This window comes from Streptomyces sp. NPDC057638 (assembly GCF_042800315.1).
In the GTDB taxonomy this organism is placed as follows: domain Bacteria; phylum Actinomycetota; class Actinomycetes; order Streptomycetales; family Streptomycetaceae; genus Streptomyces.
Genome location: NZ_JBHVHF010000234.1, coordinates 1 through 13,229, shown reverse-complemented (window position 1 = coordinate 13,229; position 13,229 = coordinate 1). Strand labels below are relative to the sequence as shown.

Annotated in this window: 14 protein-coding genes; 6 read left to right on the top strand and 8 right to left on the bottom strand. The window is 73.4% G+C overall.

Going from position 1 to position 13,229, the window contains the following annotated elements:
- From ACFVIM_RS25925 to ACFVIM_RS25910, 4 genes are all read right to left on the bottom strand, one after another.
- Positions 1-773: TIGR03084 family metal-binding protein (locus ACFVIM_RS25925; RefSeq protein WP_384305785.1), on the bottom strand; the 773-nt coding region annotated here is incomplete at its 3' end.
- Positions 774-873: 100 nt separating this feature from the next.
- On the bottom strand, positions 874-1,887 hold the full coding sequence (locus tag ACFVIM_RS25920) for a carboxymuconolactone decarboxylase family protein (protein ID WP_384305782.1): 1,014 nt from the start codon (positions 1,885-1,887) through the stop codon (positions 874-876).
- A gap of 346 nt (positions 1,888-2,233) precedes the next feature.
- Complete coding sequence (locus ACFVIM_RS25915; RefSeq protein WP_384305779.1) at positions 2,234-3,901, bottom strand: FAD-dependent oxidoreductase; 1,668 nt, start codon at positions 3,899-3,901, stop codon at positions 2,234-2,236.
- On the bottom strand, positions 3,898-4,485 hold the full coding sequence (locus tag ACFVIM_RS25910) for a DUF5987 family protein (RefSeq protein ID WP_384305776.1): 588 nt from the start codon (positions 4,483-4,485) through the stop codon (positions 3,898-3,900). The genes ACFVIM_RS25915 and ACFVIM_RS25910 overlap by 4 nt, the downstream gene beginning before the upstream one ends.
- Positions 4,486-4,833: 348 nt before the next feature.
- Between ACFVIM_RS25910 and ACFVIM_RS25905 the strand changes: the two genes are divergently transcribed.
- The 4 genes from ACFVIM_RS25905 to ACFVIM_RS25890 all read left to right on the top strand — a co-directional run bounded on the left by ACFVIM_RS25905 (position 4,834) and on the right by ACFVIM_RS25890 (position 8,270).
- Complete coding sequence (locus ACFVIM_RS25905) at positions 4,834-5,892, top strand: ParB/RepB/Spo0J family partition protein (protein ID WP_384305773.1); 1,059 nt, start codon at positions 4,834-4,836, stop codon at positions 5,890-5,892.
- A gap of 20 nt (positions 5,893-5,912) precedes the next feature.
- Positions 5,913-6,779: a helix-turn-helix domain-containing protein gene (locus tag ACFVIM_RS25900; RefSeq protein ID WP_384305770.1), complete on the top strand. Its 867-nt coding sequence runs from the start codon at positions 5,913-5,915 to the stop codon at positions 6,777-6,779.
- 146 nt (positions 6,780-6,925) lie between these two features.
- Entirely contained in the window at positions 6,926-7,174 is a 249-nt protein-coding gene (locus tag ACFVIM_RS25895) for a hypothetical protein (RefSeq protein ID WP_384305767.1), read from the top strand.
- 301 nt (positions 7,175-7,475) lie between these two features.
- Complete coding sequence (locus ACFVIM_RS25890; RefSeq protein WP_384305764.1) at positions 7,476-8,270, top strand: DUF6008 family protein; 795 nt, start codon at positions 7,476-7,478, stop codon at positions 8,268-8,270.
- 91 nt (positions 8,271-8,361) lie between these two features.
- Here ACFVIM_RS25890 and ACFVIM_RS25885 read toward each other — a convergent pair whose 3' ends face one another.
- From ACFVIM_RS25885 to ACFVIM_RS25870, 4 genes are all read right to left on the bottom strand, one after another.
- Positions 8,362-8,868, bottom strand: a complete 507-nt coding sequence (locus tag ACFVIM_RS25885; protein WP_384305762.1) for a hypothetical protein — start codon at positions 8,866-8,868, stop codon at positions 8,362-8,364.
- A 308-nt stretch (positions 8,869-9,176) separates the two neighbouring features.
- On the bottom strand, positions 9,177-10,019 hold the full coding sequence (locus ACFVIM_RS25880) for a helix-turn-helix domain-containing protein (RefSeq protein WP_384305759.1): 843 nt from the start codon (positions 10,017-10,019) through the stop codon (positions 9,177-9,179).
- Complete coding sequence (locus tag ACFVIM_RS25875) at positions 10,016-10,756, bottom strand: DUF6879 family protein (RefSeq protein ID WP_384305756.1); 741 nt, start codon at positions 10,754-10,756, stop codon at positions 10,016-10,018. The genes ACFVIM_RS25880 and ACFVIM_RS25875 overlap by 4 nt, the downstream gene beginning before the upstream one ends.
- A 354-nt stretch (positions 10,757-11,110) precedes the next feature.
- Positions 11,111-12,058, bottom strand: a complete 948-nt coding sequence (locus ACFVIM_RS25870; RefSeq protein ID WP_384305753.1) for a ScbA/BarX family gamma-butyrolactone biosynthesis protein — start codon at positions 12,056-12,058, stop codon at positions 11,111-11,113.
- 113 nt (positions 12,059-12,171) lie between these two features.
- Between ACFVIM_RS25870 and ACFVIM_RS25865 the strand changes: the two genes are divergently transcribed.
- Positions 12,172-12,798, top strand: coding sequence for a ScbR family autoregulator-binding transcription factor (locus tag ACFVIM_RS25865; RefSeq protein ID WP_384305750.1), 627 nt, complete (start codon positions 12,172-12,174; stop codon positions 12,796-12,798).
- The coding region (locus ACFVIM_RS25860) for an NAD-dependent epimerase/dehydratase family protein (RefSeq protein WP_384305747.1) at positions 12,795-13,229 on the top strand (435 nt) is incomplete at its 3' end. The genes ACFVIM_RS25865 and ACFVIM_RS25860, both read left to right, overlap by 4 nt.

Sequence of the window (13,229 nt, the reverse complement as noted above, 5' to 3'; positions counted from 1 at the left end):
GCGCGGCCTGGTCCGGCGGGGCCGCGGTTGGCCGGGGGGTGGCCGAGCCTGCGCCCGGCCTCGGGGCCGGTGGCCCGCACGGCGAGGTCGTCGCGGTGGCGGCGGCGGGTGACGAGCAGGCACAGGTCCTCGGCAGGGCCGGTGATGGTGGTGGCGGCGTTCTCGGGGCCGAAGGCCCACCGCTCCCCGGAGGGGCCGCTCACCTCGAACCGGAAGGGTTCGGCGGGCGGGGTCAGCTGGCGGGAGAGATAGCCGAAGTTGCGGGTGAGGAAGGTGAAGAAGACCAGATGGCGCAGGCGCCGGGTGGGCTCGCGGCGCACCCCGAGCGCGTCGGCGATGTCCTGGCCGTGGCCGAAGAGTTCCATGATCCCGGCGGAGGCGAGGACGGCCGGCGGCAGCGGGTTGACCAGCCACGGCACCGTCGAATCCGCCGGGACGGCGCCGAGCGCGTCGACGGAGGCGCGGCCCAGGGCGCGGAAGCGGGCCAGGAGCTGGGCCGGCGGGAAGGCGTTGAACTGCCGCAGAGCGGCGTTGACGGCCCCGTCGAAGTCGCCCTGGGCGGAGGCGGCGATCTTCGCGAAGCCCGCCGGGTCACTGGCCGCGGTGGTGGCCAGATGGAAGATGAACGTCAGATGGGCGATCTGGTCGGCGACGCTCCAGCCCGGGGCGGGGGTCGCGGTGTGCCAGGCGCTCTCGTCGAGGCCGTCGACGAGGCGGGCGGTCTCCTCGATGTCGGCGGCGAGGTCCTTCAGTACGTCGTTGAGGGTGTCCATGATCGTGTCCCTTCGGGGAGTCGGGGAGTCGGGGAGTCGGGGAGTGGGGGAGTCGGGGAGCGGGGGAGTGGGGGAGAAGCGGCGGTGTGGCGGGTGGGGTTCAGGCGGCGCGCGGGGACGTGGGGGCGGGGTGCGCGAGGCGGGCGCCCGCCTCGGTGGCGGCCCGCAGCGCCGCGAAGGAGGTGAGCTGGATGAGGGCCGCGTCGCCCGGGTGGCGGGCGCGGAAGGCGGCGATGTCGCTGTCGGTGGCCTGGTGCGGGCCGAGGGCGGTGAGCAGGGCGAGGCGGGCGGCGGGCCGGTGCGCGGGGTCGAGCGGGCCGCCGGCCTGGTCCAGCCAGGCGCGGCTGGGGCCGGGCGCGCTGGTCCCGTACGCGGTGAGCGCCGACTCCACGGCCGTGCGGACGGGGACGGGGATCCAGCGGGCGGCGTCGTCGACGGCGGCACTGGCACGGGCGAGCGCGTCGGCGAGGGCCGGGTGGGCGTGGGCCCACTGAAGGCGGGGCGGCAGCGGCGCGGCGGGCAGCAGGTCGCGGGCGGCCCCGGGCCGTACCCGTACTCCCGCCTCGGGGCGCAGGGAGCGGGCGACCAGGCGCATCATCGCGTCGCGTCCGGCGCTGGGCGCGGCGCCGGGGACGGGGTTTTCGGGCAGGAAGAGGCGGACCATGCGGGTGAGGTAGTGGAAGGTGACGGCGGTGCCGAGGATCTCGGGCGCCTCGGCGGGGGTGAACGGCGGCCGTGTTCCGCCGCGCCGCACCCAGGCGGCGAGCCGCTCCTGGGCCGGTGCGGCGGGCAGGGTGGCGAGGGCGGCCTGGTGGACCTCGGTGCAGTAGGCGCAGTCGTTGGCCCGGGAGACGGCGGTGGCCACGGCCTCCTTGTCGGCCCGGCTCACCCGGCCCTCGGCCAGCAGGGTCTCCCGCAGCAGCAGCCAGGCGGCGGCGAGGGGCTGGGGGGCGGGGGAGTGCAGCGCCAGCGGCGGGGCGACGGCGCCGAACTCGCGCCGCGCCTGGGCGTAGACGGCGGCGACCAGCCCGCCGGCGGTGGCGGGGGTGACGGCGTCGACGTGCCGGATCCGGCTGAGGGAGCCCCTGAGGATGACTCTGACGAGCGGTCGCACCGGGTGCCTCCTGGGTTTGGTCCGGGTCCGGTTCTGGGCCGGTTGCGGGGTTGGTCCGGGGCCGGCTCGGGGCTGGTTCTGGGCCGGCTCGGGGCAGGTTCTGGGCCGGTTGTGAGGTTGGTCCGGGGCCGGCTCGGGGCCGGTTGTGGGTCGCGTGAAGCAACTCACGCGGCATGGAGGAGAGTTCGTTCACCCAACTCACCGGGCGCGGGTGGCCGCCGTGCGCGGTCCGCCCGGCGGGGCGGGGACCCGGGTGCGGGCCCCTGGCCCCCGGCCCGCACGCGCGCCCCGGACGGGCGGCCCCGGCACCGGCTGGCCCCTGCCCTCGGTGGCCGGGGCGCCGGGGTCAGACGGTGGTGAGCCGCTCGCGCCGCAGCAGGGGCAGGACGCCCGCGCGGCCGCGGGTGGCGCCGCCGGGGGAGGGGGCGCCGTAGGTGACGTCGACGCCCCGTTCGCGGGCGGCGGCCACGATGTGCGGGACGGCGCGTTCGGCGAGCGCGGCGATGGTCATCGCCGGGTTGACGGTCAGCGCGCCGGGGACGGCGGAGCCGTCGGTGACGAAGACGCCCCGGTGGCCGCGGAGTTCACTGGTGTCGTCCAGGGCCGAGGTGTGCGGGTCGTCGCCCATCCGGCAGGAGGCCAGCGGGTGGACGGTGTAGGCGCCCACCAGGTCGTTGGTCCAGGGCATCACGGTGGCCAGGCCGTCCTTCTCCAGGATCTCCTTCACCTCGGCGTCGGCCTGGTGCCAGCCGTGCCAGGTGTTGGCGGTGGGCTGGTAGGACAGGGTGCCGCGGCCGAGCATCTGCTGGGAGACGCGCAGGGAGTTGCCGGTGGCCGGGGGCGGTCCGAAGACGCCCTCGTTGTCGTCCTCGGTCATGCAGAAGATGGTGAGCCAGGACTTCCAGTTCCGCAGGATCTCCTTCTTCTCCCGCCCGAACCAGGCCGGGCCGCTCGCGCCGGGCGCCTGGGCCAGGATGGTGCCCAGGCCCGGCGGGAAGTAGAGCTGTTCCAGGGAGAAGCGGGAGTACTCGGGCAGCGAGCCGTCCAGCTTGTCCCAGCTCGCCACGGTCGGGCCCTTGCCGATCGCGTTCGCCCCGTACGGCAGGTTTCCCTCGCCCCGGCTCAGGCCCAGGATCTCGGCGACCTTGTCCTCGTTGAGGACGGCGGTGTTGAGGCGCTCGCCGTTGCCGGAGAAGTAGCGGCCGACCGCGTGCGGCAGGGTGCCCAGATGCCTCTCGCTGCGCTGGAGGATGACCGGGGTCGCCCCGGCGCCCGCCGCCATGACGACGATCTTCGCCTCGATGACACCGGAGCCGTGCTGGATCCGGTAGTCCTCGTCGTCGACGTGGGTGTAGTGGACGCGGTAGCCGCCCGCGGGGGTGCGGGTCAGGTACTGCACCTCGTGCAGGGGGCGGATCTCGGCGCCGTGCGCGAGGGCGGCGGGCAGGTAGTTGACGGTCAGGGACTGCTTCGCGCCGAAGCGGCACCCGGCCATCATGAAGTTGCAGTTGACGCACGCGGAGGTGTCGATCGCGGCGGCCAGCGGGTTCGCCGTGCGCCCGGCGTGGGCGCAGGCCGCCGCCCACAGGCCGCCCGCGTAGGAGGCGTCGTCCCAGCCCTGCCGGGTGACGGACAAGGACTCCTCGATCCGGTCGTACCAGGGGTCGAGGCTGTCGCGGCTGACGGCGGCGGGCCACATCCGGCGGCCGATACCGCCGTGCCGGTCGAAGACGAACCGCGGCGCCCGGGGCATGGCCGCGAAGTAGACCACGCTGCCGCCGCCGACGCAGTTGCCGCCCAGCACGCTCATGCCGTCGCCGACGGTGAAGTCGAAGATACGGGTGTAGGAGGAGCCCAGCTTGTAGTCGTGCTCGAACTCCTCGTCCCGCAGCCACGGCCCGCGCTCCAGGACGGTCACCTTGGCGCCCCCGGCCGCCAGGTGGTAGGCGGTGATCGCGCCGCCGAACCCGCTTCCGATGACCAGGACGTCGGTCTGCTCGATCGCGCTGCTCATGCGGGGCTCCCGGAGGCGGTGGTGTGGGGGTGGGGGTCGGCGAGCCGCCGTCCGTAGCCGGACTCCCTGAACCGCCACAGCCCGTCCGCGTCGGGGCGGGTGATGCCCATGGCGGCCAGACCGGGGTGGCCCTGGCCGAGGGCGTCGGCGGTGTGCAGATGGGCGGCCGAGTCGAAGGCCATATTGCAGAACAGCGAGAGCAGGACCCAGAACTCCTTCTCCGGATGGCCCGGCGTGGTCAGCTCCGCCACCACCCGCACCCGGTCGTCGTAGCCGAGGGCGACGAACGGCGGCACCGACGCGTCCAGCGCCAGACCCTCGCGCCCGGCGAAGGCGCGGGTGTGCGCGCTGATCAGCTCGGCCAGCTCCGCCAGGCCGTCATGGATCCCGGTGGCGTCCCAGCGCAGCAGCTGAAGGGCGCCCGCGGCGACCGCGCCGCCGCCGTCGCTGACCCCGGCGACCGCCCGGTCCCCGGGCCAGCGCTTCTCACCCGGCACGATCGTGTCCGCCCAGGCCTCCAGGGTCGCCGTCGCCTCCGCGCCGATGTCGACCCGGCGCTCGGGGATTCTCCGTGACGTCCGCAACTCGTCCTCCCGCTCAGGTCGTTGGTGCGCTCCGGCTGCTGTGTCCTCACGCTAGAAGTGCTCGGTCCTTTCAAACAACCAACCGCCTCCCGTTCACCTGAACACCACGCGCACCCCACGCGAACACCGCCCGCACCCCACGCGAACACCACGCGCACCCCACGGCGGCGCCGGTCGCGTCACGCAACTAGGCGGAGTCGCGCTGTCTCCCTTCCTCCGCTCAGAAAAAAAAGGGTCATTCGCTATCCTCGACCGAGTGCATGACCCTCCGTGACATCCCGGCCCCATCAGCGCAGTTGTGACCGGAGGCCGGACACACACCGTGATCTCGCCAGGGAAGGGGAAGAGGTGGACAGCGACGACAGATCCCTCGCGCTGCCGCCCGGGTTCACCCACCGGGTACGGATCGACGCACTCCTGCCGGCCGACTCCCCGCGCCTGGACGGCCTCGACGCCGACCACGTACGGCACCTCGCCGGTATCTACACCTCCCTGCCCCCCGTCCTGGTCCACCGCGCGACCCTGCGCGTCATCGACGGGATGCACCGCATCGCCGCCGCCCGGTCCCAGGGACTGGCCTCGGTGGAGGTGCGGTACTTCGACGGCGCCACTGAAGAAGCGTTTCTGCGCTCGGTGACCGCCAACCTCACCCATGGCCTGCCGCTGTCGGCCGCCGACCGCAAGGCCGCCGCCGAGCGGATCCTCACCACCCGCCCGGCCCTCTCCGACCGCGCCGTCGCCGGCTGCACCGGCCTCGACGCGAAGACCGTCGCCGCCGTCCGCCGGCGTTCGACCGCCGACAATCCGCGGTCGAACATCCGGATAGGGGCCGACGGCCGCGCCCACCCGCTCGACCGCACCGCCGAGCGGATCCACGCCGCCGAACTCATGACCCGCCGCCCCGATCTGCCGCTGCGGGCCATCGTCCAGGAGACCGGGCTCTCCCTGGGCACCGCCCACGATGTGCGCCAGCGCCTGCTGCGCGGCGAGGCGCCCACCCCCCAGGGACGCAGGCCCCCCGCCCGCCGCCGCACCCCGCCCGCCCCGGCCGCCCACCCCGTCCCGCACCCCGCGCGGGGCGCCGAACCGGCCGTCCTGGCCGGCTCCAGCCGCACCCGCGGCTCCCTGGAGACCCTCCGCCGCCTCGCCAGCGACCCGTCCCTGCGCCACTCCGAGTCCGGACGCCACTTCCTGCGCTGGCTCCACACCCACTTCGTCGTCGACGAGGCCTGGCGGCAACAGGCCGACGCCGTGCCCGCGCACTGCGCCGACACCGTCGCCGAACTGGCCCTGCACTGCTCCAACGCGTGGAAACGGTTCGCCGAGGAGCTCGACCGGCGGCGGCTGGCCGACACGCCCCCCGCCTCAACGAGGAACGCGGCCTGGGGATCTGGGCAGCGCGCATGATTCAACGACAGGGAGACACGGTGACCACCACCGCCATCGAAGCCGCTGTTCTTCGAGTGATCGACGAGATGCACACCAATCTCGGACAGGAACTGACCATCGACGACATGGCCCGCACCGCCATGTTCAGCAAGTTCCACTTCACCCGCGTCTTCCGGGACGTCACCGGCACCTCACCCGGCCGCTTCCTGTCCGCCCTGCGCCTGCAGGAGGCCAAGCGCCTGCTGCTGGAGACCGGCTTCAGCGTCGCCGACATCAGCAGCCGCGTCGGCTACAGCAGCGTCGGCACCTTCAGCTCCCGCTTCAAGGCCTGCGTCGGCGTCTCCCCGAGCCTCTTCCGCGAACGCGGCGGATTCACCGACGAGATCACCCCGGCCCCACCCGCCGCCCCGGCCGCCACTCCGGTCCCGGCCCCGGCCGCCGCTCCGGTCCCGGCCCTGGCCGCCGCCCCCGCGCCCCCGGCCCCCTCCGCCGCCCCGGTCCCGTCCGGACCCGGCGCCGGACCCCTGCGCGGCCGGATCCACCTGCCCGAGGGCCGCGCCCCCGGCCACTGCTTCCTCGGCCTCTTCCCCACCCCCGTCCCCCAGGGCCGGCCCGTGCGCTGCGCCGTCCTGGACGGCCCCGGCGCCTTCGAACTGCGCGCCGTCCCCGCCGGCACCTGGTACGTCCTGGTCCACTCCGTCCCCTACGGCTATGAGCACCTGCCCTCGGGCACCGGCGAACAGGACATCGTCTCCGTCGGCAGCTACGGCCCGGTCACCGCCCACGAGGACACCCTCCTGCTCCCCGCCGACATCACCCTGCGCCCCCTGGACGCCCTGGACCCCCCGGTCCTGATGGCCCTGCTCGACCTGCGCAACGGCGCCCTGGAACGCGCCGCGGGCTGACGCTCCGGCGCGGCGCGTACCACCAGACGCCGGTCTCCACGGTCCCCTGCGGACCCGGAGACCGGCGTCTCGTCCGTGTGCGGGCGTTTCGCCACGGGGCACCGCACCGCGCCGCTACGGTACGCGGTGACACAGAGGAGGGCACCGTGGCACAGCCGTTGCGTACCTGGGTGGACGGCCGCGAGAGGGAGGTCCCCAACAGCATCCCGGCGATCCGGGACGCGCTGCCCGAACAGCGCCGGGCCGAGTTCGACCAGGCCATCAACACCGCGGGCGTCCACGAGATCCACGCCGTGATGCGGCACTGGATGCTGGAGGCCGTCCCCGACCCCGAGGCCGACGCGTACATGGACCGACTCGCCCGCGAGGAGGCCGCCCGGCGCGCCGCCGGATGACACACCGCACCCGGCACCCCCTCCCACGGCCACCCGCCGCCCGGCCCGTGGCGCGCGGGATACGGGGACGCCCGTCCGGCCACCGCGCTCCCGCCCGCCCGGGGCGCCACCGTGACCAGCGGCGGACCACGGCGGTGTACGCGAGGGGAGAGCCGGTGCCCCACGAACCCACCGCCCGCACGGCACCCGCGCCGCCCGGTTCCGCATGGCTGAAGTGGTCGCCGCACACGGCCGGTTCCTACCGTGACGGTCGGCTCGGATTACGCCATGATCCGGACAACTGGTGAGGGAGGCGCACCCTATGGACCATGGACCGGGAATGCAGGCGATGCCGGGAATGCCCGGGATGGGAGTGACGGTCTCGTCCGTCGACACGGCCGGTGCCGTGCTCTTCATCGGCTGGGCCCTGGTGATGTGGCTGGCCGTCGCGGTACTCGCCTGGGGAAACCGGCGCGCGGTACGGCCCTGGCTCTACAAGACGGCGGCCGGGCTCATCGCCCTGGGCGTGATCGGCCAGATCGGGCACTTCCAGGAACACGTGGCCCAGGCCGGGTACTGGATCGCCAACCCCTACTCCCCGTCCTGGATGACCCCGTGGGCCAACAGCATCGCCCGGGGCATGGGCGAGATCGATATGACCAAGCCCGGTCTGGGCATGGAGATCCTCCATCTGACGGGCAACTTCATCTTCCTCGCCGGACTGGTCGGCATCGTGCAGATCACCGCACGGGCGGGCCGCGACCTCACCTCCCGCACCTGGGCGAGGATGGGCGTGTGGATGCAGGGCCTCCACGGCGTCGAGCACATCATCCTGACGGCGTCCGTGGCCCTCGGCGCGAGCCGCGCGATCGGCCTGTCCACCTGGTTCGGCGCCATCGACCCCGGCCCGGCCCTGGTGACGTACCGGGTGTGGTGGCACTTCGTCGCCAACCTGATCGGCACCGCCATCCTCGGCCTCGCCGTCTACCACCTGTGGAAGGAACGCCGCCTGGTCCAGGCCGCCCACGGCCGCGCCCCCGCCCCCGTACCCGCCGCGCCGGACCCGGCGGCCGCCCCCGACACCACGCCCCAGCCCGCCCGGGCGGGCCGCCCCTAGCCGTACGGACCACGACGCAGACCTCCGGCGCGATGGAGACACCTCCACCGCACCGGAGGTCTGCGTCTCCCGCCGCCACACTCCGGGCCGCTCACGGAGCCGCCCCCGACAGCCGCAGATGCCCCGCCTGGACCAGGTCAGCCACGTCACGTGGGTGGCACAGCACCCCCGGCCACGGCATCGGCACCCGCCAGATCAGCCCATGCCGCGTGTCCAGGCCCGGCACCGGCACACCGAGCCACGCCCCGCGCCCGAGACAGCGGGCGTACCCGGTCGGCCAGGTCTCAGTCGTCTGAGGCGGTACGAGCGCGTAATAGCGGTCCTGCCACGGGTCGCGGACCACGGGCCCGCGCAGGCGGGCCAGCACCGCGGCGACCTCGCCATGGGCGGTGGCGTCGGCGGCGGCGTGCACGGTGGCGGCGCTGATCCGGATCGCGTCGAAGAGGCGGCCCAGCGGCAGTATCGCGGGGCCCTCGCACCAGGCGTCCCACACGGCGGTGGGATGGTCATGGGCGGAGGCCAGCCAGTCCGCGCACGCCTGGGCGGGCGGCCTGGCGGCGAGGACCGCCCGCAGCGCGGCCCGCAGCGCGGCGTTCATACCGCCGCCGGCAGGGATCCCGGAGCTGCGGCCTCGCGGCGGGCCCGGCACGGCTCCCACCCGGCCACGGCGTACGGTAGCGCCGACGCCCGCCCGGCCCGCCGCGTGATGGCCACGGCGGGCGCCGGACCGCGCCGCGCGGTGTACCAGCCGGACGGGCGCTGGGGTGTGGTGTGTTCGGGGGATGTGGTCACGAATGACCTCCAGAGGGACGGGACATGGCCCGACCGACCGTAGAGAGCCGATTGCGCTTCCGTGCGCCGATTGCGCGGAGTTGCGAAGGACGGGCACCCGTTGCCGGAGGTTGCTCAGATCTCGCCGAGGAATCCGCGCGCCCGGGTGATCAGCCGCTGGGCCTGACGGCCACTCACGGCCGACTCGGCGAGCCAGTCCCACGACCGCTCGTAGAGCTGGATCGACTCCTCGTCGTCCAGCCACATCTCCGTGTTGATCGTCTCCACGATGACAAGCCGCTGATCGTAGATCCAGAACGCGTGAGCTGGTATGCGGCGAAGCTGGGCGTCGAACGGCACGACTCCCAGCTCGACTGTGTCCAGGCCGATCAGCGAGACCAGCCGGTCCAACTGCGCCGCGTGCACCCCGGCCGGGCAGGCACGGGCGTACAAGGCCCCCTCCCAGACCAAGAAGCGGAACAGCTTCCCTGGGGTGTACAGCGCCTCTTGCCGACGGATCCGGGTCCGTACGGCGCCCTCAATGTCCGTGGTGATCCGCCGGAACTCGGCGCTGGCGGCGAATCCATGCCGCGCGTACTCGGCCGTCTGGAACATGCCCGGGATCCGGGTGACCTCGACGCCTCGGATCATCCGCGTGGCGCTCGTCTCCGTGATCGCCCGCTCCTGGCGTGCCTGGTACCCGGCCGACAGCTGGCGCCGCCAGGACCGGTACTTCGTCTCCAGCGCGGCCAGCCGCCCCTTCAGCTCACCGGCTAGCTCAGGGCGCCCCACACCATCGGCCCACGCGTGCACGTCGGTGACCGATGGCGTCTGCTTGCCGTTCTCCACGCGGCTGACCTTTGACCGCTGCCAGCCCAGCTTCTCCGCCAAGTCCTTGCCGGTGAGCCCGGACTCGGTGCGCAGCTCGCGGAGCCGAACACCGAGGGCCACCCGGGCGGTCTGGAAATCTGTGGTCACATGGGGGAACGTACCCGCATCTGGAAGTCGCCGGTACGGATCGCGTGGTGACCTGCGGCATCCCTGGTCTGACACGCGGCCAGCACCTCTGCGGGGTCTTCGCTGACGATGACACCCAACGTGGTGTCGTCCTCATCGAAGACGAAGCGCACGAGCGTGCGCGAGTCGAACAGCCAGAAGTCGAAGTCCGGCAGACCGAGACGGATCGCCTCCGACCGGGTCATGTTGCGGATGTCCTCGCCCGCCGCGACGTTGCCGAGCCCGGAGGCCAGCAGGAACCGCTGCCCGTCTGTCGCGGGCTCGTCGACGATCCGGACGCGCTCGAACCGCTTCCCGGTAAGGGTCTGCTCACGGACGTTGCGCTGCCACTCGCTGAACGGCTCGGCGGACAGATCCGACCCGTTCTGCCAGCGCCGCCACTTCGCGCTCTTACGGTCTGAGGCATAGCCGCGCCGGGTTTCCAGACGCCAAGCGGTGTGCTGGAAGTCGCGGAACATGTGGGTGATCTCTGAGAACGGGGCCATCTCGCGTGCGGCGGCACGCGGAGCGAAGCGGATGAGGAGTTCACGCGGCACGACCACGAAGGTCTCCGACTCCTTGACGTCCCTGAGCTGAGCGAGGTGAGCGGGGTCGGTGACCCGCTCACCCTGGACGAGGACGTTGCTGGTCCCCTCGATCTCGTAGAGGGATGGGCAGTCGCCTTCGTCGCTGGTCGTGCCGAGGAACCTGAGCGGCATATCGTCTCCTTGGGCCGGGCTCTTCAGGATGCGACTGGCCGTATCAGCATGCTCGCGGATTGTGCTGAGTTGCGAAATGAGAGCGGCGGCTCGCCGGATTGCGCGCAATCGGAGGCGTACCACCAGGGACGTCAGCGACGCACGATGGGTGAACCCCGGCTATCGGCCACGAGCCGGTCTGCTGCGGGCCGGAACTGAGCCGGCCCGGCAGGCACGGGGCCGATACGGCGCTCGCCGGCGCCAACGGGAGGCTCCCGGGGTCATCCCCGCACCTCACCCCCGCCCCCAGGGCGCGCCCGCCGCGTGTCACGAGCGGACGGAAGCATCAGGAAGCGCCACCCGCCCGGCATCACCTCACAGCGAGTGGACGTCCGTCATCTCGGCGGTCGCGCTGAACGCGGGCGTCCCGCCCTGGCGTCCGCTGATCCGGACCGTGCGGCGCGGCGCGGGTGCCGTGCGCTCCTCGCGGGGGCCGGCCTCGATCCAGCACGGTGTGTCGAACTCGACATAGCGGTGGAAGGAGATGTCCATGGAGGTCGGTGTCCAGGCGCCGACCCCACCCTGGCAGGCGTGCCCCGCCTGCCGGACCGCCTCCAGCAGCACCATCCCCGGCACATGGTCGACGGCGTGGTCGAAGAGGACGGGGTGGGCGGTGTCGGCCCGCAGCCGCCACCGGCCCTCGCCGGTGGCGGGGGAGAGGACCACGTCCTGGGCCAGCCGCCGTCCGACGCTGGCGCGCGCGACGGCCCTCGGGGGGCGCGGCGCGCCCGCGAAGACCGCGGCGGTGTGCCCGCGCTCGCCGCGCAGCCGCTGGTACACGGCGGGGGAGTGGCACCCGAACCGGGTGCTGGCCGTGGCCACCAGCACGCCCGCGCGCACGACTTCCAGATGGACCGTCATCATCGTCGGCAGCGAGCGGCTGCTGCGGATGTCGGAGAAGACCGCGTGCACGTCCACGTCCGCCGGGGCGGTCTCGATCCGCAGCGCCCGGGGGTCGACCGCGTACTGGAGCCTGGACCAGCTCAGCTGGTAGCCGAAGGGGACGCCGTAGGCGACGTGGGCCAGCAGCGGGAAGGTCTGCCGGACCGTCTCGCACAGCAGCAGCGGGTCGTACCAGCCGTGCTCGGAGCCGTAGAAGCTGTGGCTGCGCGGCCACTGGGCGGTGACGGTGAAGGCGTCGGGACCCGCCTGCTCCCAGCCCGTCAGGAACACTTCCGACAGGGCCGCCCGGTGCACGTACTCCTTGGCGACCGTCGTGGTCAGCGCGGGTCTTGTCACGGCCGGGCGTGCTGATGTGAGCATGGGCTTCTCCCCTCGGGCGTGCGCGGATGGGAGCCCCCCTGGCTCTACCGTATCGAGGGGGCCATCTGTAAAATAAGGTTGTTCGTTTTTTTTGTCGAGAGAGACCGGGGCCGATGGCTGAGCCGAAACAGGAACGGGCGGTGAGGACGCGGGAGGCGATCCTCTACGCGGCCGCCGAAATCTTCGACGCGTACGGGTACACCGGCGCCAGCATCAGCAAGATCATGGAACGCGCCCAGGTGACCCAGGGCGGCATGTACTTCCACTTCAAGTCCAAACTCGGCCTGGCCCAGGCCGTCCTGGCGCACCAGCAGGAATTCGTCCACGTCCCCGAGGCCCCGCCCGGCCTCCAGGGCCTGATCGACCTCAACTTCTTCCTCGCCGCCGAACTCCAGAACAACGTCCTCTTCCGCGCCAGCGTCCGCCTCGCCGTCGAGCAGGGCGACTTCGGGATGCGCGACGACACCGCCTACCAGGAGTGGGTGGACCAGTTCCACACCCTGCTGTGCGCGGCGCGCGAGCGCGGCGAACTCCTGCCGGACGTCGACGAGCGGGAGTTCGCCAACGTCCTGGTCGGCGCCTACAGCGGAACCCAGGTGTTCTCCAACGTCGCCTCGGGCCGGGCGGACCTGCCCCAGCGCCTGGTGTCGCTGTGGCGGTATCTGCTGCCCGCCGTCGCCACCGAGGAGACCCGGGCCCGGCTGCGGCTGCCCGGCGGCGCCGGAAGGCTCGCCGCGTGAGCGGCTTAACGGTCGTCCTGACCGGCGCCACCGGCTTCATCGGCTCCGCCGTCCTGCGCGAGCTGCGCCGCCGCCGCGCCCGGCACGGCCTGGTGATCCACACGGTCGGGCGGCGCCCGCCGGCCCGCCCCCGCGCCGGGGAGCGGTGGACCCGCGCCGACCTGGCCGAGCCGGGCACCCTGGCGGGGGTGTGCGCGGGCGCCGATGTCCTGCTGCACCTGGCATCGCTGATCGGCCCGGACGAGGAGCGGTGCGCGGCGGTCAACACCGCCGGCAGCGCCGCCCTGATGGCGCAGGCCACCCGGGCCGGGGTGGGGCGGATCGTCCATCTGTCGACCGCCGCCGTCTACGGCGAGGGCCCCCACCGGGGCATCGCGGTCGGCGAGGTGCAGCCCGCGCCGCTCTCCCCGGCCAGCCGGACCCGGCTGGCC